Origin of the sequence: Bifidobacterium primatium (genome assembly GCF_002802875.1) — a bacterium.
Lineage (GTDB): Bacteria > Actinomycetota > Actinomycetes > Actinomycetales > Bifidobacteriaceae > Galliscardovia > Galliscardovia primatium.
In genome coordinates, this window is the sequence record NZ_PEBI01000001.1 from 125,727 (window position 1) to 148,269 (window position 22,543).

General features: G+C 65.0%; 13 protein-coding genes and 2 tRNA genes. 6 read left to right on the forward strand and 9 right to left on the reverse strand.

All coding sequences use genetic code 11. The features are described 5' to 3' along the window. Positions 1-250: 250 nt before the first annotated feature. The 3 genes from CS006_RS00515 to nrdD form a co-directional block, all read right to left on the reverse strand. Positions 251-5,212 (reverse strand): acyl-CoA dehydratase activase-related protein, encoded by a 4,962-nt coding sequence (locus tag CS006_RS00515; protein WP_100509862.1) that lies wholly within the window; start codon positions 5,210-5,212, stop codon positions 251-253. A gap of 250 nt (positions 5,213-5,462) precedes the next feature. Beyond that, positions 5,463-6,176, reverse strand: a complete 714-nt coding sequence (nrdG, locus tag CS006_RS00520) for an anaerobic ribonucleoside-triphosphate reductase activating protein (RefSeq protein ID WP_100509863.1) — start codon at positions 6,174-6,176, stop codon at positions 5,463-5,465. Between the two features lie 67 nt (positions 6,177-6,243). Beyond that, complete coding sequence (gene nrdD / locus CS006_RS00525) at positions 6,244-8,643, reverse strand: anaerobic ribonucleoside-triphosphate reductase (protein WP_100509864.1); 2,400 nt, start codon at positions 8,641-8,643, stop codon at positions 6,244-6,246. A 349-nt stretch (positions 8,644-8,992) separates the two neighbouring features. On the opposite strand from nrdD, the gene xseA reads away from it, so the two are divergent. Both xseA and CS006_RS00535 read left to right on the forward strand, forming a co-directional pair. Further along, on the forward strand, positions 8,993-10,267 hold the full coding sequence (xseA, locus tag CS006_RS00530; protein WP_100509865.1) for an exodeoxyribonuclease VII large subunit: 1,275 nt from the start codon (positions 8,993-8,995) through the stop codon (positions 10,265-10,267). 85 nt (positions 10,268-10,352) lie between these two features. Beyond that, on the forward strand, positions 10,353-10,646 hold the full coding sequence (locus CS006_RS00535) for an exodeoxyribonuclease VII small subunit (RefSeq protein ID WP_100509866.1): 294 nt from the start codon (positions 10,353-10,355) through the stop codon (positions 10,644-10,646). Positions 10,647-11,054: 408 nt separating this feature from the next. Here CS006_RS00535 and CS006_RS00540 read toward each other — a convergent pair whose 3' ends face one another. The 5 genes from CS006_RS00540 to CS006_RS00560 form a co-directional block, all read right to left on the reverse strand. Next, positions 11,055-11,258: a hypothetical protein gene (locus CS006_RS00540; RefSeq protein ID WP_093960032.1), complete on the reverse strand. Its 204-nt coding sequence runs from the start codon at positions 11,256-11,258 to the stop codon at positions 11,055-11,057. Positions 11,259-11,385: 127 nt separating this feature from the next. Further along, positions 11,386-12,357, reverse strand: coding sequence for an endonuclease/exonuclease/phosphatase family protein (locus tag CS006_RS00545; protein WP_165777223.1), 972 nt, complete (start codon positions 12,355-12,357; stop codon positions 11,386-11,388). Positions 12,358-12,499: 142 nt separating this feature from the next. Then, positions 12,500-12,572 (reverse strand) — tRNA-Arg (locus tag CS006_RS00550). A gap of 54 nt (positions 12,573-12,626) precedes the next feature. After that, complete coding sequence (locus tag CS006_RS00555) at positions 12,627-13,592, reverse strand: Ppx/GppA phosphatase family protein (RefSeq protein WP_479855848.1); 966 nt, start codon at positions 13,590-13,592, stop codon at positions 12,627-12,629. A gap of 183 nt (positions 13,593-13,775) precedes the next feature. Next, a complete protein-coding gene (locus CS006_RS00560) occupies positions 13,776-14,717 on the reverse strand; it encodes an SPFH domain-containing protein (protein WP_165777165.1) in 942 nt (313 codons plus the stop codon). A gap of 162 nt (positions 14,718-14,879) precedes the next feature. Here CS006_RS00560 and CS006_RS00565 point away from each other — a divergent pair, with 162 nt between their 5' ends. Next, positions 14,880-15,746 carry a YwiC-like family protein gene (locus CS006_RS00565; RefSeq protein ID WP_243386554.1) on the forward strand — a complete coding sequence of 289 codons (867 nt, stop codon included), beginning with the start codon at positions 14,880-14,882 and terminating at the stop codon, positions 15,744-15,746. A gap of 264 nt (positions 15,747-16,010) precedes the next feature. Here the strand turns inward: CS006_RS00565 and CS006_RS00570 are convergent. Further along, positions 16,011-16,083, reverse strand: a tRNA-His gene (locus CS006_RS00570). Positions 16,084-16,281: 198 nt separating this feature from the next. Between CS006_RS00570 and purT the strand changes: the two genes are divergently transcribed. The 3 genes from purT to CS006_RS00585 all read left to right on the forward strand — a co-directional run bounded on the left by purT (position 16,282) and on the right by CS006_RS00585 (position 22,438). After that, positions 16,282-17,580, forward strand: coding sequence for a formate-dependent phosphoribosylglycinamide formyltransferase (gene purT / locus CS006_RS00575; RefSeq protein WP_165777166.1), 1,299 nt, complete (start codon positions 16,282-16,284; stop codon positions 17,578-17,580). A 203-nt stretch (positions 17,581-17,783) separates the two neighbouring features. Next, positions 17,784-18,533, forward strand: coding sequence for a phosphoribosylaminoimidazolesuccinocarboxamide synthase (purC, locus tag CS006_RS00580; protein ID WP_100510418.1), 750 nt, complete (start codon positions 17,784-17,786; stop codon positions 18,531-18,533). Between the two features lie 182 nt (positions 18,534-18,715). Beyond that, positions 18,716-22,438, forward strand: coding sequence for a phosphoribosylformylglycinamidine synthase (locus CS006_RS00585; RefSeq protein WP_100509869.1), 3,723 nt, complete (start codon positions 18,716-18,718; stop codon positions 22,436-22,438). The last annotated feature ends 105 nt before the right edge of the window (positions 22,439-22,543 follow it).

Sequence of the window (22,543 nt, forward strand, 5' to 3'; positions counted from 1 at the left end):
CAACAAGAAACCGCATGATTGCAAGGGTTCATGCTGACCGTCATGCGAAATGTGTGGCAGGGAACGCATAATCATGCGTCATCGTTATTCCCTGCCACAGTTTTCCGGCAGGGAACGCACGATTGACCTAATCATTCGCTCCGTGACAGACACTCCCCTTAGCTCCCCTCAACGAGGGGAGCCGGAGCATGAACCCCTTTCCAAGCAAAGGCGAGGGGAGCTCAGTCCGCGAAGATGGGCGGGACGCCTGTCACGCGGCTTCGGAGAGGGTGGGCCTGGACTGGGCGTCGCCGCCGTCCTGGCCCTGCGCGCCATGTGCGCGGTTGCGCTCGTCGTTCACGGCCTCGGCGGCCTGGCGCTTGGCCTCGGCCTGCTTGGCGGCGGAGATCATGAGCTTGATACGGTTGAGCTGGTTGGCCTGCGAGGCGCCCGGATCGTAGTCGATGGACACGATGTTCGCCTCGGGATGCTGACGGCGGATCTCGCCGAACATGCCGCGGCCGGTCACATGGTTCGGCAGACAGGCGAACGGCTGCGCACACACCACGTTCGGCGCGCCCGATTCGATGAGCTCGAGGATTTCGGCGGTCAGCAGCCAGCCTTCGCCGGCCTGCACGCCCACGGACGTGACCTCGCCGGCCTTCTTGACCAGTTCGGCCATGGGCAGGTCCTGCGAGAACTTGCCGTTCGCGGTGGCGATGGCGCGACGCACCGGGTTGAGGTAGCGGTCGAGGCCCCAGCGCATGAGCGCGTACAGCTTCTTGTTGCCGCCGGTGCCGAGGTTCTTCTCGTTCCAGTCGGTGATGTACGGGCGGGTGGTCATGAACTCCATGATGCCGGGCACCACGGCCTCGCATCCCTGGGATTCGATGACGTCGACCACATGGTTGTTCGCGTCGGGATGGTACTTGACGAGGATCTCGCCGACGACGCCCACGCGCGGCTTGCGCGGGATGTCGCGCAGCGGCAGTTCGTCGAACGACCTGACGATCTCCTTGAGCAGGGTCGGGTACGGCAGGTATCCCTTGCCGATCCTCGCCTTGGCGGTCTTGGAGAAGCCGTGGTGTTCGATGGCCTCGCGTGTGATTGTGTCCCACATCTCATACAGTTTGTTCGCGCTGCCCTTGACCTTCTCGTACGGGCGCACACGGTACAGGCACTTGAGGAACAGGTCGCCCACGATGAGCGCCTTGACGGCGCGGTGCAGCAGCGCCGGCGTCGGTGTGAAGCCGGGGTTGGATTCGAGGCCCTGCGTGCTCAGCGCGATGACCGGCACCTGCGGGTAGCCGGCGTCGATGAGCGCCTTGCGGATGAGGCCGAAGTAGTTGGTGGCTCGGCACATGCCGCCGGTCTGGGTGATGGCGAGCGCCACCTTGTCGGGGTCGTACTTGCCTTCGACGATGGCGTTGACGAGCTGGCCGATGACCATGATGGCCGGGTAGCAGGCGTCGTTGTTCACGTATTTGAGGCCGAGTTCCACGTCGTCGCGGCTGGCGTGTTCGAGGATGTCGAACTTGTAGCCGCCGGATCGGATGACCGATTCGATGAGCGACATGTGCATGGGGCTCATCTGCGGGGCGACGATGGTGTAGTCCTTCTTCATGGACTTGCCGAAGGGGATGCGGTTGGCGTACTTCGACATGGTGGCGGTGTTGTGCGCGTTCTTCTTGGTCTGCGCGCTGGCCTTGGGGTTGCCCTCCATGACGGCGTCGAGCAATGCCTGGCGTCCGGCGGTGGGGGCCTTGGAGCCGGTCCTGCGGAATTCGCCCTTGCCGGCCTTGGCCGTAGCGAATCCGGAGCCCTCCGCACCGGCACCTGCGGCGCCGAGTTCGATGGCGTACGGCTTGTCGACGAATCCTGCGTCGAGGTTCGCGGCGGGCATGGCCTTGTCCATGTCGGCCTGTGCGGCCTCGAGCTGGCGGCGTGCCTCCTCGTATCTGGCCTGGGCTTCGGCGAGTCGGTTCTCGGCGATGGTTTCGCGGCGCACCTGTTCGGCGGTCTTCTGCACGGCGTGCTCCTCGCGGGCCTTGTTGGCCTCGCGTTCCTCGACGGCGGCCTTGAGCGAGCGCAGTCGGATCTTGGCGGCGCCGAGGTTGGAGACCTCGTCGATCTTGAGCAGCGTGTACACGTCGGCCTTGTCGGCGAGGATCTCGGCGACCTGGTCGGTGGTGATGGCGTCGAGGCCGCAGCCGAAGGAGTTGAGCTGCACGAGTTCGAGGCCGGGGTACGAGGCCACGAAATGCGCGGCCGCGTACAGGCGGGAGTGGTAGGCCCACTGGTTGGTCACGCGCAGCGGCATGCGGGTCACCTTGCGGTCGCCCACGTGGCGGAATCCCGCGGCGTCCTTCTCGCGCGGGTTCTTCTCCCCCTCCGCAAGGTAGTCGCTCAGGTGCAGGTCCTCGCCGGGCTGCAGCTCGCAGATGGAGTCCTCGGAGAGCACGACCATGCCGAGCGCGCAGATGGTCTCGGGGATGCCGTGGTTGATCTCCGGGTCGATGTGGTAGGGGCGTCCGGCGAGCACGATGCCGCGACAGTCGTGCTCCTTCATGTACGCCAGGGCCTTGAGTCCCTCCTGCTGCACGTCGTGCTTGAAGAGCTTGTCCTCGGCATACGCGGCCTTGACGGCCTCCTCGGCCTCCTCGCGCGTCACGTCGGCCCACGCGAACTCCTCGACGATGCGGTCGACCATGAGGTCGTGGTCGGCGAGGTTGAAGTACGGGCGCATGTAGCGGATGGACGGGTCGCGCAGTTCGGGCATGTTCGCGCCGATGACGACCGGATAGTTGGCGACGACCGGGCAGTTGTAGTGGTTGTCGGTGTTCTCCACGAGGTTCTCCTCGTAGGAGACGCACGGGTAGAAGATGGTCTTGATGTTCTTCTTGAGCAGCCACTTGATGTGTCCGTGCACGAGCTTGGCCGGATAGCAGATGTTCTCGGAGGCGATGGAGTCGATGCCCGTCTCGAACAGTTCGTGGTTGCTGCGGCCGGAGATCATGACCTTGAATCCGAGTTTGGTGAGCAGCGTGAACCAGAACGGGTAGTTCTCGTACATGTTGAGCACGCGCGGGATGCCGATCTCGCCGCGGGTGGCCTTCTTGTCGGTGAGCCTGCGGTAGGAGAAGCAGCGCTTGTACTTGTATTCGTAGAGGTTCGGGCGGTCGGAGCGCTGCTTGTTGCGGTCGCCGCCGCGTTCGCAGCGGTTGCCGGTCACGTAACGCGAGCCGTCGGCGAACGTGGTGATGGTGAGCTTGCAGTGGTTCTGGCACAGCTTGCACACGTCGCGTTCGGACGTCATCGACAGATTGTCGAGCGCCTCGCCGGTGAGGATGGACGAGCGCTTGCCCGGCTCGTCGTCATCGTTGTAGTGCATGCGGGCGGTGAGGGCCGCGCCGTACGCGCCCATGAGGCCGGCGATGTTCGGTCGGGTGACCTCGCGTTCGGTGAGCAGCTCGAAGGCGCGCAATACGGCGTCGTTGAGGAACGTGCCGCCCTGCACGACGACGGTGTCGCCGAGTTCGCCGGCGTCGCGCAGCTTGATGACCTTGTACAGGGCGTTGCGTACGACGGAGTAGCACAGGCCGGCGGCGATGTTCTCGATGGAGGCGCCTTCCTTCTGCGCCTGCTTGACCGACGAGTTCATGAACACGGTGCAGCGCGAGCCGAGGTCGACGGGATGGTCGGAGGCCAGCGCCTTCTGCGTGAACTCCTGGATGGTCAGGCCCATGGACTGGGCGAACGTCTGCAGGAACGAGCCGCAGCCGGAGGAGCAGGCCTCGTTGACGGCGATGGAGTCGATGACGCCGTCGTTGATGGCCAGGTACTTCATGTCCTGGCCGCCGATGTCGATGACGGCGGTGACGCCGGGGCTGACCATTTCGGCGCCGCGGTAGTGGGCCATGGTCTCCACCACGCCCTCGTCGAGATGCAGGCCGGTGGTGATGAGGCCCTCGCCGTAGCCGGTGGCGCAGCTGCGCGCGATCCACGCGCCTTCGGGCAGTTCGCTCTGGATCTTCTTGACGATGTTGACGGCCGCGGTCAGCGGGCTGCCCTCATTGTTGGCGTACGACGACCAGACGATCTCGCGGTCGTCGTTGACGAGCGTGGCCTTGATGGTGGTCGAGCCCGCGTCGATGCCGAGGAAGTGGGGACCCTTCGCGCCTTCGAGCGTGCCGATGTGGATGTGTTCGCGATGGTGGCGCTCGTTGAAGCGCTTGCGGTCGGCCTCCGTATCGAACAGCGGGGGCATGGTGGGGGTGTCGCTCGGCAGGTTCTTGAGGTTCTCAAGGTTCTCGAGAATGTCGGCGAGGGTGCGCGGCTCGTAGTGCTTGGAACCTTCCTCGGTCTCCTCGGAGGTCTCCTCACCGGCGAGCAGCGCGGCGCCGTACGCCACGTACAGGTGGGCGGATTCCGGCGTGATGAATTCCTTGACCTGGTCCTTCAGCGCGCGACGGAACGCCTCGCGCAGTTCGGAGAGGAAGAACAGCGGGCCGCCGAGGAAGATGACGGTGCCTCGGATGGGACGGCCGGAGGAGAGGCCGGCGATGGTCTGCGTGGCCACGGCCGTGAAGATGGATGCCGCGAGATCGGGCTTGGCGGCGCCGTCGTTGATGAGCGGCTGCAGGTCGGTCTTGGCGAACACGCCGCATCGCGAGGCGATCGGATAGAGCGTCTCGTAGTTCTTCGCCATTTCGTTCAGTCCGGTGGCGTCGGTGTCGAGCAGGGTGGCCATCTGGTCGATGAACGCGCCGGTGCCGCCGGCGCATGAGCCGTTCATGCGCTGCTCGGGCGTGGGCTTGAGATACGTGACCTTGGCGTCCTCGCCGCCGAGCTCGACGATGACGTCGGCCTGCGGGTACTTCGCGTCGATGGCGACGGTTTCGGCGATGACCTCCTGCGAGAACAGGACGTGCAGGTTGTCGGCGAGGCCGAGGCCGCCGGAGCCGGTGATGGAGAGCCTGACCGGCTCGGCCTCGCGGCCCAGCTCGGCCAGATGGGCGCGGATGTCGGTCAGCAGTTCGGCGACCGTGGCGCGCACATTGGCGTGGTGACGTCGATAATCGGCGTAGAGGATGTGCTGTCCCGGTGCGGCGAGCGGGGACTCCTCCCCCGCGGCCGCCTTCGAGCCGTCCTTATCAAGGACCACCGCCTTCACCGTCGTCGACCCGATGTCCAGACCGATTCTGATGTAGTCGTTCGTCTTCAACTCCGACATGCTGTTTCCTTCATCCGTTCGTGTGCCCCGTTCACGTTCAACCTGCCGCGATCTTACGTTCCCTCGCGGCGTCCAACCTCACGTTCTCGCACATTGTTCATTGATGAATCGTAGTCGGCAGTACGGAACGACTGGCTACGATTCCCATGAGATTTCTCACAAAGCGCCCGTCTTTTCAGCCACGGGCGAAGTATATTCGACGCAATATCCGTGACTGTCGAGTCCCCATCGCATCCATGGCCTCCCTTTTTTATTTGTCGCCTTCGGCGCTGTCGCGGTCCTTGCCGTACATCTCGGGGATGAACCGCTCCTGATCGTGCAGTCTGCCCCAGATCACGGGCTCCTCGACCTCCAATGACTTCTGCACGTCGATGATCCGCTGGTTCTTGGAGCCGCGGAACTGCAGCAGGGAGTCGTGCTGGTCCTTGAGATACCGCCCGTCGACGAGCACGTCGATGAGTTCGAGCAGCTCGCGCTTGTCGGGGGTCTCCCCCGGCCGCATGAGCTCCTCCCACGTGTAGCCTGTCCAGCACCAGATGTCCTTGGTGTGGCCGAACCGTTCGCGGATCTTCCTCACCAGCGGAGTGAGCACGGGGGTGTTGAGCAGCGGCTCGCCGCCGAGCAGGGTGAGTCCCTGCACGAACGACTGGGAGAGGTCGTCCATGATTTGGTCCTCGAGCCTCTGGTTGTACTCGTAGCCGGCCATGAAGTCCCAGATGGACGAGTTGTAGCAGCCGTCGCAGCGGAAGGGGCAGCCGCTCACGTAGATGGAGCAGCGGATTCCCTCGCCGTCGGTCATGAGGAACCGCTTGTAGTCGGCGATCATGTTCTGGCACATGCGGCGCCCGTCCCATTGGCCGGCGCGGGGGTTGTTGGTCAGCGGACTGGGCACGCCGGGGCCGCGGTTCGGCTCGCCGGCGGCGAAGTCATGGTGCTTCACCTGCTTCCATGAGTCCTGCGGCATGGTTCACCTCCTTACACGAAAAAGGCTCCCCTCATGGATTGAGGGGAGCTGATGCTTCAGCGTGAGATCACTTGGTCTCTTCGTACCATTCGCGCTCGGTGCCGTCGGAGAGGGTCACGTGGCCGGTCTCGCCGCTCATGTGCTTGACGCGGTGGGCGATCTCCTCGTGGCGGCCGTGCACCATCGGACGCTGCACCGGGTTGCCGAGGTAGCCGCAGGTGCGCTTGGTCACGTTGCACTTGTCCGGGTCGGAGTTGCCGCACTCGGGGCACTTGAAGCCTTCCTCGGTGGGTTCGAAGTCGCCTTCGAAGCCGCACACGAAGCAGTGGTCGATCGGCGTGTTCGTGCCGAGGTAGCCGATGCCGATGTTGTAGGCGTAGTCCCACACGGCCTCGAGGGCCTTCGGGTTCGGCTGCAGGCAGGGGAACTCGCAGTAGTTGATGAAGCCGCCGGAGGCGAGGTACGGGAAGTCCTTCTCGTAGGCGAGCTTCTCCATCGGGGTGGGCTGCAGCCACACCGGGTAGTGGAAGCTGTTGGTGTAGAAGTCGTGGTCGGTGACGCCCGGAACCTTGCCGAACTTCTCGCGGTCCATGCGGTTGAAGCGGTCGGTGAGCGACTCGGCGGGCGTGGAGTACACGGAGTAGTGGTAGCCCTCGGCGGCGCTCCACTGCTTGCACAGGTCGTTCATGCGCTGCACGATGGAGAGCGCGAACTTCTTGCCGTCCTCGTCCCAGTGGTGGTCGGTCATCCAGTCCTTGCCGAAGAACACGGCTGTGGTCTCGTACAGGCCGATGTAGCCGAGCGACACGGTGGCGCGGCCGTCCTTGAACAGCTGGTCGACCTTGTCGTTGGCGTTCAGGCGGCCGAAGGCGCCGTAGCGGTAGAGGGTCGGCGCGTTGACCGGGGTGGCCTGCTTGCAGCGCATGATGCGGAACTGCAGGGCCTCGTGGGCGATCTCCATGCGCTGGTTGAACAGCTTCCAGAAGCGCTCGACGTCGCCGTGGGATTCAAGGGCGATGCGAGGCACGTTCACGGAGACGACGCCGAGGTTCATGCGGCCGTCGGTCACGTCCTTGCCGGTCTTCGGGTCCTTCCAGCCCTGCAGGAAGGAACGGCAGCCCATCGGGGCCTTGAAGGAGCCGGTGATCTTGACGATGTTCTCGTAGAACACGACGTCGGGGTACATGCGCTTGGTGGCGGATTCGAGCGCCAGCTGCTTGAGGTCGTAGTTCGGGTCGCCCTGGTCGGCGTTCACGCCGTGCTTGACGGTGAACACGAGCTTCGGGAAGATGGCGGTGTGACGGTCCTTGCCGAGGCCGCGGATGCGGTTGAGCAGGATGGCGCGCTGGATCTCGCGGGCGAACCACGAGGTGCCGAGGCCGAAGCCGACGGTGACGAACGGGGTCTGGCCGTTGGAGACTCGGTTGGAGTTGATCTGGTACTCCATGGTCTGCATGGCGTCGTAGATGGCCTTGCGGGTCATGATCTTGGCGTAGACCTCGCGCAGCTGCTCGATCTCGGAGAGGTTCTCGTCGAACGGGGTGTCGGCGGACAGCGGCTCGCGGTTCTCGAAGTGCAGCCACTTGGGTTCCTGGGCCTTGAGGCCCTTGACCACGTCCTCGGCCACGTTGATGGGCATCTCGTCGGGCAGGATGGCCTCGGCCATCTTCAGGTTCTTGTCATAGTCGCGCTTGGCGTAGCGTTCGAGCATCTCGTCGCAGCGGTTGACGGTCTGGCCGCCGTACTGGCAGCCGGCGATGTCCTTGATGATCTGCGTAATCTGCGTGGCGGCGGTGCCGATGGACTTCGGGGAGTCCATCATGGCGTTGCCCAGGGCGAAGCCGTGCGCGAGCATGTCGCCGAAGTCCGGCAGGGAGCAGTTGCTCATGGCGGTGAACGGCGAGTAGTCGGCGTCGTGGAAGTGGATGTCGCCCTTCATGTGGGCGTTGGAGACGCGCTCGGGCAGCATGGAGAAGGCGGAGGCCTTGCTCACGGCGCCGGCGAGCAGGTCGCGCTGGGTGGCGTAGACGTTGGAGTCCTTGTTGGCGTTCTCGCGCACAAGGGCCTCGTCCTTGTTGACCAGACGGCTCACGGCCTCGTTGATGTCGGTGGCCTTGGCGCGCTCGATGTCCTTGTTCAGACGGTAGTTGGTGTAGGTGCGGGCCACCTCGTACAGGTGCTCGCCGATCAGCGCGTGCTCGACGAGGTTCTGGATGTCCTCGATCTTGGCGGGACCGGTGTAGCGGGTCTTGACCTCGGCCTCCACACGGTCGGCGATGTCGCGGATGATGCGCTCCTCCTCGGGGCCGACCTTCTTGTCGAGGTCGCCGAAGGCGGCGCTCACGGCGTTGATGATGTTGATGGGGTCGAAATCCACCACCCTGCCGTCGCGCTTCTCGACCAGCACGGTCTCCTTCTGCGGGCGAACCGCCTCGATGGTCTCCTGCTCAAGCACCTGTGCGCTCATCAGACTCCTTCCGCCAGAACTCTTCGTAACGTACGTAATGGATAACGCGTATAGCGGTCGTTTCCCGCCGGGACCGCTGCACCGGCCTTTAGCACATTACAGCACTTCGACCACAATATCTAGTTGCCACCTGTTACCGCAAACGCATATCTAGTGCTTTCGGCATTATCAAGCGGAAAATCAGGGCCTCCGAAATTCACCTACGGCGTGTCATGGCCGACCATCGATTCTGCCGTTAGCCGGAGACAAATCCGGCACGCCGAACGAGGCTGTGAGATGATTCACAGACCGCCTGTGAGCAAGGTCACGCCGGCGTGGGATGTCCCCGCAGTGACCGAAAGTTGAGGGCATGACCCAAACGCTCTTTCCCGATCCGGCCGCGCCGGACGCCGGACGGCCGGCCCAGCCCCAGCCGCTGCCGAGGCTCGCGCGCGACACCACGCCGGACAACCCCTGGCCCATCAGCCTGCTGAGCCGCAAATACCACGACGCCGTGGCCAAGTGGCCGGGCACGTGGATCGAGGGGCAGATATCCGAGATCAACACGCGCCGCGCCGGCTCCGCCTATCTTACGGTGCGCGACAACACCGAGGACATCTCGCTGAACGTCACCGGCTTCGGCCGGTTCGCGCAGATGGCCAGGGAGTTCCGTCAGGGCGACCGCGTGATCCTGCACGGCCGTCCTGACGTATGGATGAAGCAGACCCGCCTGAGCTTCATGGGCGACGACATCCGCCGCGTGGGCAAGGGCGACCTCATGGCCCAGATCGAGGAGCTGCGCAAGCGTCTGAAGGGCGAGGGACTTTTCGACGCCGAGAACAAGGTGCCGATCCCCGAGTTCCCCCGTCGCATCGGCCTGGTGTGCGCACCGCAGGCCCGAGCCGAAGGCGACGTGATCACCAACGCGCGTCTGCGCTGGCCCACCATCCGGTTCACCGTGCTGCACGCGCATGTGCAGGGACCGAGCTGCCCGCCGGACGTCATCGCCGCCATACAGCGGCTCGACGCCGACCCCGAGGTCGACGTGATCATCGTGGCGCGAGGAGGCGGCAGCTTCGAGGATCTCATGGGATTCTCCGACGAGGGCGTGGTACGCGCCACGGCCGCCTGCGCAACACCCATCGTCTCGGCCATCGGCCATGAGGACGACTGGACGCTCATCGACCTCGCCGCCGACATGCGCGCGTCCACGCCGACCGACGCCGCCAAGCGCGTGGTGCCCGACGTGAACGAGCAGCTGCAGATCGTGGACGAGGCCCGGCGCCGCATCCGCGACCGCATCCGCTCCCGCGTCGACAACGAGATGCGTCTCATCGAGGGCTATGCGAACCGGCCGAGCCTCACGCAGCCGCTGACCATGCTCGACCGGCCGCAGCGTTTCGTCGACGACGCCCGCCAGCGTCTCGACATCGGCCTGCGACGCATCGTCGACGACGCAAGCCTGACCGTGGAGAAGCTGCATGCCTCGCTCACGGCGCTGAGCCCGCAGTCCACACTGGACCGCGGATACGCCGTGGTGCAGGACCCGCAGGGCCATGTCGTCGGTGACGCCGACGCCGTCAAGGCCGGCGACGAGCTGTCGGTGACCCTGCGCAGGGGTCGTATCCGCGTGACCGCCGAATAGGCGACGAGCGGCCGCCGAGCACGGCGATGATCCATATAGCAGTCGATATCACATATATACAAGGAACATCCATCAAGGAGTTGTCATGACCGACACCACCGCAAACGCCTCCTCCGTCCCCGCATTGAGCGACGAGGAACTGAAGAAGATCGAGTCGCTCAGCTACGAGCAGGCCCGCGACCAGCTCATCCAGGCCGTACAGGCGCTGGAGGCCGGCGGACTTGACCTCGACGCCTCGATGCGCCAGTGGCAGGTCGGCGAGGCGCTGGCCCGCCGCGCGCAGAAGCTGCTCGACGACGTGCGCTCCCAGCTCGACGCCGCCCAGGCCGAGCAGGCCAGCGCCGGCGCCACTGCGGGTACTCAGGACAATCTGTCCTGAGTACCCGTGCGCGGCCTTCGCGGCCGCTCCCCTCGCCTACGGACAGTCCACCGGACTGCCCGCTTCACGGCTCGGCCCAGGACAATCTGTCCTGAGTACCCGTGCGCGGCTCCCCTCGCCTACGGACAGTCCACCGGACTGCCCGCTTCACGGCTCGGCCCAGGACAATCTGTCCTGAGTACCCGTGCGCGGCCTTCGCGGCCGCTCCCCTCGCCTACGGACAGTCCACCGGACTGCCCGCTTCACGGCTCGGCCCAGGACAATCTGTCCTGAGTACCCGTGCGCGACCCTGGCGTCTACAGGTCGGGAATCGGCCTCTGGTCGATTTCCGCTCCCGAATACAACAAAAAAGGCCGTCGCGTACGCAACGCGACGGCCCATCGCCCACAGACGGAAATCCGAGAGATCTCAGATGCCGAAGACTTCCTTGGCGACCTTCTCCAGGGTGTCTCCGCCGAGCTCGGCGATGTCGTTCTTGGTGGCGTTGATCTTGCCCAGAGCCTCATCGGCCTGCTCGTACGTCCAGTCCAGACCGGCTTCCTTGGCGACGGCGAGAACATCGTCAACGACAACCACGTTCTTCAGCTTTTCAACCAGCGTCTTCTCGTCCATGAGAACTCCTATTCATAGCGACATTACACACCGATGCCGGGCATCCGGTATCAGCCAATCTCTGGTGTAGTCCTCTGTTCGGAAAATGTAAAGCCGTGTTCGGCTGTTTCCATATTTTGTTCAGGAATCATTCGCCCATACGCAAGGTGGCCAGCAACGCGGCATGGTCGGTGCCCTCGATATGGCGGACCTCCAGACCGGAGGCGGAGACCCCACGGTCCATCACGATATGGTCTATTCCGAACATCCGGGGCAACGGGGAGCGGTCCGCCGGCCAGGTGAAGGTGAGGCCGTGCCCGGCGGAGCGGGCCGCGTCGGCGAACCGGTCTCCGAGGATGTTCCTAAACGGCGCATGGTCGTACGTGGCGTTGAAATCACCCATGAACACATAGGTGCCGCCGCGGGCGTCCTTCATGGCGGCCAGCTCGTCGAGGCTGCGCTTCCACTGGTTCCAGTACCCGGCCACGGGCGCGGTCGTATGCACCGAAACGAATCGAAGCGTCTTGCCCCCTCCGAGGCTCACCGTCCCGGCAGGCATCTGGGAGGCGCTGGACTGCACCTCATCCCTGACGGCGTTCGCCAGAGGCCTCGCCGACCATACGCCGTTGCCGTACACGCCGTCCGCGGAGGCGGTCTTCGCATATGGCAGGTATTTCGCGATGCCGGCCTCGTCCAGACGGTTCACGAAATCCGCCGTGGTCTCCTGCAGCGTAAGCACCTGCACCTTCTGTTCGCGCACCAGCTTCACGATCTGCGCCGCGTCGGCGCGTCCCTTGTACACGTTGCAGGTCATCACACGCAGCCGCGCTTCCGACGACACGGACGGCGACGAGGACGACTCCCCCCGCACGGAGTTCGCGAAGAACGGCGCCTGCCAATACGACACCAGCACCAGGCATGCGACGGCAAGCGCGGTCAGGACCCGTCGGCGTCCCAGCACCGCAAACAGCAGCGCAACGGCGGCGACGAGACCGAACCACGGGGTCGCGGCGACGATGTTCGGCACATACGGCAATGCGGACAGCCGCATCGGCAGCAGTCGGGCGACGACGCCCACGAGCGCGCCCGCGGTGAACACGGCGGCCAGAACGCCGCACATCATCCCGCCGACGGCACGTCCGCCCGACGCCATGCGTTTTCCGTCACTCATCGCCACATCACCTGACCATCCGATTCATACGGGCAATATGAAAAAGGTCTTGGAACCGCATGCCAACCATACGATTCCAAGACCTCTCCAGTGCCCGAGATGCGATTCGAACGCACGACACCCGCTTTAGGAGAGCGGTGCTCTATCCCCTGAGCTACCCGGGCAACAGCATTTCACTATACCGCAATGCCTGGGTTTTGGCAACATGCCGGAATACGTCAGAATCCGAAGCGCGTACGGCCGAACTGGTCGAGCCAGCGCAGGATCGCGCCTTCGCGCAATGCCCATGGGCAGATTTCAATCTCCTCGATCTTCAGCGCCTTCATGATCTCATCGGCGACGACGGCGCCTCCGACGATCTGGTTCGTGCGCTCGGGGGTGATGCCCGGCAACGCCACACGCTGTTCGGGTTCGATGGACGCGAGGCGGGGAATCCAGTCCTCCAGCTGCGCGCGGTTCATGCGCCAGCTTTCGTCGGCGCCGATGACCTTCACCTTCGAGCCGGCGAGGCGCGCGAGCGAACGGAAGGTCTTGGACGTGGCGACCACGTGGTCAGGTCGCTTGGAGTCGGCGAACTCCTTGACGATGGGTTCGATGATGTGCCCGACCTTCTTGCGCAGGTGGGCCAGCTGCTTGGCGTCGGCGGTGCCCTCCGGCAGGAAGGCGTGGGTGACGCGGCCTGCACCCGCCGGCACGCTCATCGCCTTGTCGGGCTCCTCGTCGACGCCGGTGGCGACCTCGAGCGAGCCTCCGCCGATGTCGAGCACGAGCAGGCGGCCCGCTCCCCAGCCGTACCAGCGTCGGGCGGCGAGGAAGGTGAGCCGGGCCTCGTCCGGTCCGGAGAGCACGGAGACCCCCTGGCCGATGCGCTGCTCGATCTGCACGAGGATCTTCGGCCCGTTGGGCGCGTCCCTCAACGCGGATGTGGCGATCGGCACAACCTGCGAGACCTCGTACTGTTCGGCGAGCTTCATCGCCTGGTCGACGGCGGCGAGGATGGCCTTGACGCCTGATTTCTTGATGGTGCCGTCCGCTTTGAGATACTGCATCATGCGCACCACGGACCGGCTGGAGGCCTCGGGCTCCGGCCGGGCGCCGGGTGCGGCGTCGACGATCAGCATGTGGACGGTGTTGGACCCGATGTCAAGAACACCGAGCCGGATATGTCGGTTCCCTATTTGCACGGTGCCCAACAGTATCAGGGCGAAAAACCGTCAAACGTTTGCCATTTCAGGATTCGTCAACATATCGAAATAACAGATATGCCGGCGATATCGTCGTGCGAAAACGGCGGCGGGATGACGGCATCGCCGGCGAATCGTCCGCGCGGCGTGTCGACGCCGACGCCACGCGGACGAACGGACCGGTCAGCGAATCTTCGGATCCGGGGCGATCGGAGCGTCGGAGACCGTCTGGCCGGTCAGCAGCGCGTTGGTCACCTCGTCGTACATGTTCCTGAATCCGGAGGGCGTCGAGGCGGGCAGCACGACCGTCTTGGCGTTCTTCGACTCGCTCATCGAGCGCATGACGTCGAGGTACTGGTTGAACATCACGATCTGGTTGACCTCGTCGATGTCCATGCCGACGGCGTGCAGGCTCTTGATCTGGTCGACGATGCCGTTGGCGATCTCACGACGGTAGTTCGCCTGGCCCTCGCCCTGGAGGCGGGTCTTCTCGGCGTCGGCCTGCGCCTGCGTCTCGATGGCGATGCGCTGGGCCTCGGCGCGCTGACGCGTGGCCTCCTTCTCGCGTTGGGCGGCGTTGATGGAGTCCATGGCCTGCTTGACCTGGCCGGAGGGGTCGATGGCGGTGATCAGCGTCTTGACCACGTTGAAGCCGAACCGCTGCATCTCGTTGCCGACGGTCTGCTGCACGTCGAGTGCCACGTTGTCCTTGCGGGCGAACGCGTCGTCGAGCGTCAGGGCCGGGATGGCGGAACGCAGCGCGTCCTCCATGTAGCTGCGCAGCTGCGCCGCGGGGTTCTGCAGTTCGTAGTAGGCGACGTCCACGTGACGGGCGTCGACGCGGAACTGGGTGGATGCCACCACGGTGACGAACACGTTGTCGAGCGTCTTGGTCTCGAGCTTCACGTCCAGTTGGCTGACCCGCAGGTTCATCTTCTGCGCGATGCGGTCGATGAACGGTATCTTCATGTGCAGGCCGGCCACGGTGACGGCGTGGAACTTGCCCAGTCGCTCGATCACGTAGGCGTTCTGCTGCGGCACGATATACAGGCTCATGAACAGCAGCACAATGATGAGCACCAGCAATATGAACAGGAACATCGTTCCGAAACCGATGAATGCCATGGCATTCCTTTCCCTTCATTCCGCGGCGCCCCACGACCACGTGGGGACCCCGCGGAATCCATTAGACGTCTTCATGTTCCCACACGCTTCCGACGCGCATGGGGGCATGATGAGAACATTCGCCGAACGGAACGTGAACGAGGTGCCGTACGATGGTCCGTTATGACTCAATACTCCCCCAACGGATACTCTCCCAACGGACGTTCCGCGACCACGACCATGCCGATCGCCAGCCGTGCGCTGCGCCGGTGGATTCCCGATCAGCACGGAGCCTGGGCGATGGTGCTGCTGCCGGCGATGGCGGGCATGACGCTCAGCGGCGCCACGCCGACGCAGCTGTGGCTGCTCGCCGCATGGCTGCTGTGTTATTTCCTACAGTTCTCGGCCGCGCGATGGCTCAAATCACGGTTCCGGAAGCGGTATCGCAAGCCGGTGCTCGTCTATGGCGCATCGACCGCCGCCGTCGGCGTGCCGTTCGTGCTACTTCATCCCGAAGTGCTCACATGGGCCCCGGTGTTCGGCGTGCTGCTGATCGTTTCGCTGATGGCATCGTGGAGCCGCAGGGAGCGGTCGCTGTGGGCGAATGCGGCTGCAGTGCTCGCCACGGCGACGATGGCTACGGTGATGCCGCTGTTCGGCGAGCATCCGACGCCCGGCGGCACGGCGGTCGGATTCGATGTGCTCGGCATGCATGTGCCGCTTTCCCGCGAGGGCTGCTACGCGGCGGCGATCTTCGCGTTCACGCAGTTCGGGTCCGTATTGTTCGTCAAGACGATGATCCGCGAACGCGGCAGGTCGTCGTATCTGAACGCCTCGGTTATATGGAACGTAGTGCTCACCTGCCTGGGTTTCGCGGCGCAGCCGACACTGGGCGCGAGCGGCGCGGCGCTGCTGGCGCGTTCGGTGGTGTTGCCGCTGCTGGCACGCAACAGGACCATCGGCCCGATGGTGACGGGACTGGTCGAATGCGCGACGAGTCTGATGGTGTTCGCCTCGGTCGTCTACGCCGTCCCCCGCATCGGCTGGTAAGGGGTTGCGGCTGAGTGGGTGTCGCCCTCCCCTCAGTCGCCTGCGGCGACAGCTCCCCTCCCGAGGGGAGCCGGAAAAATCTTGGGTTCTGGGCCAAAATCCTCGGCTCCCCTCCCGGGGGGAGCCTTCCGCGTGCGCCTGCTCAGCTCTGGCTCCCCTCTGGAGGGGAGCTGTCAGCGAAGCTGACTGAGGGGAGGACGACACCTATTCAGTGGGTACATAACGAAAAAGGGCCTCTCCTTTCGGAGAAGCCCTTGACTTCGGGGTGGCTAACGTGGCTCGAACACGCGACCTTCTGAACCACAATCAGATGCTCTACCAACTGAGCTATAGCCACCATGTCGTCTCCGTTCAGCGGACTGAACGAGCGCAACAGGTGAATACTATACACGATTTTCAGCGCTTGTCACATCGGCGTGTCGCGAAGGTGCCCGACGTCCTCCGACATCGTCGAAAACCAAGCCGCACAAGCGTTTCCACGGTCATTTCCACAAGCGCGGCCTTGACGGGTAGCGCTGATGCCACAATAAAGGGCATGAGCAAGTCTGAGAATCCCACAGTCAATTCCTCCAATCCGTCCGAGGTGCCGGACCGTCCGCTCGGCGACCTGCGCGGCAATCGCACCTGCGCGCTGCTGCTTGGCTCCGGCGAGCTGGGCAAGGAGATCGCCATCGAGCTCATGCGCCTGGGCGTGTGGGTCTGCGCGGCCGATTCCTATGAGGGCGCCCCGGCCCAGTACGTGGCGAACGAGGCCCGCGTGCTCGACATGGCCAAGGCCGACGAGCTCAACGCCCTGATCGCCGACGTGAAGCCCGACATCATCATCCCCGAGGTGGAGGCCATCGCCACCGCCGAGCTGTCGAAGGCCGCCGAGGCCGGCGTGCAGGTGGTGCCGAGCTGCCAGATCGCGCAGATCTGCATGGACCGCGAGCGCCTGCGCCGTCTGGCCGCCGAGGATCTCGGCCTGCCGACGTCGCCGTATCGTTTCGCCGAATCCGAGGAGGAGCTGGCCGAGGGTGCGGCGGCCGTGGGCTTCCCCTGCGTGGTCAAGCCGGTGATGAGCTCCTCCGGCCATGGCCAGTCGGTGATGCGCGGCGCCGATGATGTGGCGCACGCATGGGACATCGCGCAGAACGAGGGCCGCACCGCCAAGGAGCACAAGGTCAGCCGAGTGGTCGTCGAGGCGTTCGTGCCGATGGACTACGAGCTGACGGTGCTGACGGTGAGCTCGTCGTCCGGCATCGTCACCTGCGACCCGATCGGCCAGCGCCAGGAGGACGGCGACTACCGCGAGTCGTGGCAGTGCGCATCAATCACCGACGATGTGCGCCGTCAGGCCGCCGAGATCGCCACGACGATGGTCTCCGGCCTGGTGGACCTCGCCCGCAGCCACGGCGAGACCGGCTGGGGCGTGTACGGCGTGGAGCTGTTCGTGCTCAAGGACGGACGCGTGCTGTTCAACGAGGTCTCCCCCCGTCCGCACGACACGGGCATGGTCACGATGATCTCGCAGCATCTCAGCGAGTTCGCGCTGCACGCGCGCGCCGTGCTCGGCGTTCCGGTCTCCGAGCGGTCGGTCGCGTTGCGCGATCCGCATATGGTCTCGGCCAGCCACGCGATCGTCGTCTCAGGCAAGGGCGAGGTGACGTTCCATCATCTTGCCGAGGCATTGTCGCAGCCTGATACGGACGTGCGTGTCTTCGGCAAGCCCGGCGTGAACGGCCATCGTCGCATGGCCGTGGCCCTTGCGGCCGCCCCCACCGAGGAGGAGGCCCGTCGCAAGGCCGCCGAAGTCGCGCGACGACTGACGGCCACGGTCGTCGAGCGCGGCTGACGGCCGACCATCGATAACCGAGCCTTGCCGGCCGACCGGATTCCGGCACGAATTCCCGTATCCGGACCACATCGCGCCCGGACGTTTCCATACGTCCGGGCGCGTTGTGTTTTGTAGCTGGCGCTTGATATCCTAGGCTCGATTATTCACCCCGAATTTCCACTCCGATAACGCTGTGAAATCACGTTGTGAGAAAGGTAATGATGGAGAAACTGGAAAAGCTCTACGAGGGCAAGGCCAAGCAGCTGTACGCAACCGACGATCCGGAGGTCTTCTGGGTCGAGTACAAGAACACGGCAACGGCCGGCGATGGCGAGAAGAAGGAGGACTTCACCGGCAAGGGGCGTCTGAACAACCTCATCACCACCATCATCTTCGACCTGCTCAGGAAGCGCGGCATCGACAGCCATCTCATCGAGCGTGTGAACGACACCGCCCAGCTGGTGCGCAAGGTGAACATGTTCCCGCTGGAGATCGTGCTGCGCAACACCGCCGCCGGCCACTTCTGCTCGCGTCTCGGCGTCGAGGAGGGCCTGCCGCTCAAGGAGCCGGTGCTCGAGTACTTCCTCAAGAACGACGACCTGCACGACCCGTTCGTCAACGATGACGACCTGGTGGCCCTGGGCGTGTGCACCCGCGAGGACCTGGCCGAGATCGCGCCGCTGGCCCGCCGCATCAACGAGGCCCTCATCGAGATCTTCGCGAAGATCGACGTCAAGCTCGTGGACTTCAAGATCGAGATGGGCCGCACCGACGACGGCAAGCTGCTGCTGGCCGACGAGATCACCCCGGACTCCTGCCGCCTGTGGGACCAGAAGGACCATTCCGGCAAGGTCGAGCACCTCGACAAGGACCTGTTCCGTCGCGGCCTCGGATCGATCATCCCCGCCTACGAGGAGATCGAGTCCCGTCTGGCCGAGCTGGCCAAGTCCGAAGGCATCGAAGTCAAGTAATCGTTGTTACGGCTCCCCGGAGCGTTGAGCATGGCCACGGCCATGACTCCCCTCCCGGAGGGGAGTCGGCGGCGAAACGGCCAAGGGGAGGTGAACGCGTGAACGGCGTCCCTCCCCTTGGTTGTTTTTCGTCGGTGCTCCCGACCCGACGGGGCCGTACGAATCAAGAAAGGAAAACTGCAGTGGTTTTTCGCATCTATGTTGAGAAGAAGCCCGGCTTCGACGTCGAGGCGCAGCAGCTGAACAACGAGCTGCGCACCATTCTGGGCGTCGAGGGCCTCAAGGGTCTGCGCGTCATCAACCGCTATGACGTGGAGGGCATCAGCGAGGAGCTGTTCCGCCAGTGCGTGCCCACCGTGTTCAGCGAGCCGCAGACCGACGTGGCCACCGACGAGCTTCCCGAGACCGGCGACGCCGTCGTGTTCGCCGTGGAGTTCCTGCCCGGCCAGTTCGACCAGCGCGCCGATTCGGCGAGCGAATGCATCCAGCTGATCAGCCAGGGCGAGCGTCCCGACGTGCGCAGCGCCAAGGTGTACGTGCTCGAGGGCGAACTCTCCGACGACGACATCGCCACCATCAAGCACTACGTCATCAACCCGGTGGAGGCCCGCGAGGCCTCGCTCGACACGCGCGACACCCTGAAGATGGAGGTCGCCACGCCGGGCAAGGTGGAGGTCATCGACGGCTTCCTCGACCTGGACGAGGCAGGTCTCGCCAGGTTCATCGAGGACCGCGGTCTGGCCATGGACCTCGCCGACATCAAGGTGTGCCAGGAGTACTTCGCCAAGGAGCGGCGCAACCCGACGATCACCGAGATCAAGGTCATCGACACCTACTGGTCGGACCACTGCCGACACACCACGTTCGGCACCCAGCTGACGAACGTCGAGATCGACGACGACGTGGTCAAGGCCGCGTTCGACAAGTACCTCGCCATCCGCCACGAGCTCGGCCGTGACGAGAAGCCCGTGTGCCTCATGGACATGGGCACCATCGGTGCCAAGTACCTCAAGGCGCACGGCGTGCTGAAGAACCTCGACGAGTCCGAGGAGATCAACGCCTGCACCGTGAAGGTGAAGGTCGATGTGAACGGCGAGGACGAGGACTGGCTGTTCCTGTTCAAGAACGAGACGCACAACCACCCCACCGAGATCGAGCCGTTCGGTGGCGCGGCCACCTGCATCGGCGGCTGCATCCGAGACCCCCTGTCGGGCCGTTCCTACGTGTACCAGGCCATGCGTGTCACCGGCGCCGCCGATCCGACCGTGCCGGTCTCCGAGACGCTTGAGGGCAAGCTGCCGCAGCGCAAGCTCGTGACCACGGCCGCCGCCGGCTACAGCTCCTACGGCAACCAGATCGGCCTCGCCACCGGCCAGGTCGACGAGCTGTACCATCCGGGATACGTGGCCAAGCGCATGGAGATCGGCGCCGTGGTGGGTGCCACCCCGGCCGATCATGTGCGTCGCGAGACCCCGGCCCCCGGCGACAAGATCATCCTGCTGGGCGGCCGCACCGGTCGTGACGGCATCGGCGGCGCCACCGGCTCCTCCAAGCAGCTCGACATCGACTCCCTCGAGGAGTGCGGCGCCGAGGTGCAGAAGGGCAACGCCCCCATCGAGCGCAAGCTGCAGCGTCTGTTCCGCCGCGGCGACGCCTGCCGTCTCATCAAGCGCTGCAACGACTTCGGCGCAGGCGGCGTCTCCGTGGCCACCGGCGAGATCGCCGACGGCCTGACCATCGACCTCGACAAGGTCACCAAGAAGTACGAGGGCCTTGACGGCACCGAGCTGGCCATCTCCGAATCGCAGGAGCGCATGGCCGTCGACGTGGCCGCCGAGGATGTGGACGAGTTTCTCGGATACGCCCGCGAGGAGAACCTCGAGGCCACGGTCATCGCCACCGTCACCGAGGATCCGCGCATGGTCATGACGTGGAACGGCGACACCATCGTGAGCCTGAGCCGTGCCTTCCTCAACTCCAACGGCGCCCCGAAGTACATGGACGCGCATGTGGAGCAGGGCGGCACCTACGAGACCCCGTGGAAGGGCGCCACGCTGTCCGAGCGTATGCACGAGCTGGTCACCGACATCAACGTGGCCTCCAACAAGGGCCTGTCCGAGCGCTTCGACTCCACCATCGGCGCAGCCACCGTGCTCATGCCGTTCGGCGGCAAGGAGCAGCTGACCCCGTCGCAGGCCATGGTCGCCAAGTTCCCGGTGTTCGGCGAGACCACCACCGCCTCCGCGATGGCCTGGGGCTTCAACCCGTACATCATGTCGGCCAACCAGTTCACCGGCGCCTACCTGTCGGTGGTCGAATCCATCTCCAAGTTGGTCGCCGCGGGCTTCCGCCGCGAGGACGCCTACCTGACGTTCCAGGAGTACTTCGAGAAGCTGCGTGAGGACCCGAAGCGCTGGGGCAAGCCGCTCGCGGCCGTGCTCGGCGCGCTCATGGCGCAGGTCGACCTCGGCGTCGGCGCCATCGGTGGCAAGGACTCCATGTCCGGCAGCTTCGAGGACCTCGACGTGCCGCCTACGCTGGTGAGCTTCGCCGTGGCCGTGGGCCCGATGGGCCGCGCCACCTCCCCGGAGTTCAAGAAGGCCGGCCACGACGTGGTTCGCATCGCCCCGCGCTACAAGGCCGACGGCCTGACCCCGGAGCCGGAGAGCCTCATCGAGGTGCTGTCCGTCATCGAGAACCTCGTCGACGACGGTCAGGTGGCCGCGGTCTCCACGCCGGGCTACGGCTGCACTGCCGAGACGCTGTTCAAGGACACGCTGGGCAACCGCATCGGCGTGAAGCTCGACGACGCCATCGCCCTCGACGACCTGTTCGCCCCCGCGTACGGCAGCTTCATCGTGGAGCTGGCCGACCAGGGCAAGCTGCCGGCCGTCTCCAACCTGGTGTGCATGGGCAAGATCGGCGAGACCACCGAGGCCTACGAGTTCGCGGCCTGCGGCGAGACGCTCGACCTGGCCGACGTGCAGGAGGCCTGGGAGCATGGCATCGAGGATGTGTTCCCCTACCGCGGCAAGGGCGAGGCCGTCGAGACGGTGAGCTTCACCGCCCCGAAGAAGACCGTGTACACGGGCGCTTCCGTGGCGAAGCCGCATGTGGTCATCCCGGTGTTCCCCGGCAACAACTGCGAGTACGATACGGCCGCCGCGTTCGAGCGCGCCGGCGCCGACGCCACCACGCTGATTGTCAACAACCTCACGCCCGAGGCCGTGGCCGAGTCCACGCAGGCCCTGGTCGACGAGATCAGGCGCAGCCAGATCGTGATGATCCCCGGCGGCTTCTCCGGCGGCGACGAGCCCGACGGCTCCGCCAAGTTCATCACCGCGTTCTTCCGCGCCCCGGCCGTCACCGAGGCCGTGCGTGACCTGCTGCAGAACCGCGACGGTCTGATGCTCGGCATCTGCAACGGCTTCCAGGCACTCATCAAGCTGGGTCTGGTGCCGTTCGGCGACATCGTGCCGATGACCGCTGAATGCCCGACGCTGACGTTCAACACCATCGGCCGTCACCAGAGCCGTCTGGTGCGCACCCGCGTGGCATCGAACCTCTCCCCGTGGCTGGCGAAGACCGAGGTCGGCGACGTGCACACGGTCGCCATCTCCCACGGCGAGGGCCGTTTCGTCGCCAACGACGACGTGCTCGCCCAGCTCAAGTCCAACGGCCAGATCGCCACGCAGTACGTGGACGAGGCCGGCGTGCCGAGCATGGATCTCAACGTCAACCCGAACGGTTCGTTACTCGCCATCGAAGGCATCACCAGCCCCGATGGCCGCGTGTTCGGCAAGATGGGCCATTCGGAGCGTAGCGGCAACGGCCTCTACGTGAACGTGCCCGGCGACAAGTACCAGCCGATCTTCGAGGCCGGCGTCGAGTACTTCACCGCCTGACGCTGATTCCTCCCGTCGGAGCCGACGAGTCCGGGTCATGACGGGTTCGTCGGCTCCGCCGAATACGCAGGCTCCGGCGAATGAATCCTGAATAGGACGGGGCGT

Excerpts from the sequence above, each read along its gene's own strand:
- CS006_RS00515 (WP_100509862.1), bottom strand. The coding sequence starts at position 5,212 with ATGTCGGAGTTGAAGACGAACGACTACATCAGAATCGGTCTGGACATC.
- nrdG (WP_100509863.1), bottom strand. The coding sequence starts at position 6,176 with ATGCCGCAGGACTCATGGAAGCAGGTGAAGCACCATGACTTCGCCGCC.
- nrdD (WP_100509864.1), bottom strand. The coding sequence starts at position 8,643 with ATGAGCGCACAGGTGCTTGAGCAGGAGACCATCGAGGCGGTTCGCCCG.
- xseA (WP_100509865.1), top strand. The coding sequence starts at position 8,993 with ATGACCCAAACGCTCTTTCCCGATCCGGCCGCGCCGGACGCCGGACGG.
- CS006_RS00535 (WP_100509866.1), top strand. The coding sequence starts at position 10,353 with ATGACCGACACCACCGCAAACGCCTCCTCCGTCCCCGCATTGAGCGAC.
- CS006_RS00540 (WP_093960032.1), bottom strand. The coding sequence starts at position 11,258 with ATGGACGAGAAGACGCTGGTTGAAAAGCTGAAGAACGTGGTTGTCGTT.
- CS006_RS00545 (WP_165777223.1), bottom strand. The coding sequence starts at position 12,357 with ATGTGCGGCGTTCTGGCCGCCGTGTTCACCGCGGGCGCGCTCGTGGGC.
- CS006_RS00560 (WP_165777165.1), bottom strand. The coding sequence starts at position 14,717 with ATGGCATTCATCGGTTTCGGAACGATGTTCCTGTTCATATTGCTGGTG.
- CS006_RS00565 (WP_243386554.1), top strand. The coding sequence starts at position 14,880 with ATGACTCAATACTCCCCCAACGGATACTCTCCCAACGGACGTTCCGCG.
- purT (WP_165777166.1), top strand. The coding sequence starts at position 16,282 with ATGAGCAAGTCTGAGAATCCCACAGTCAATTCCTCCAATCCGTCCGAG.
- purC (WP_100510418.1), top strand. The coding sequence starts at position 17,784 with ATGGAGAAACTGGAAAAGCTCTACGAGGGCAAGGCCAAGCAGCTGTAC.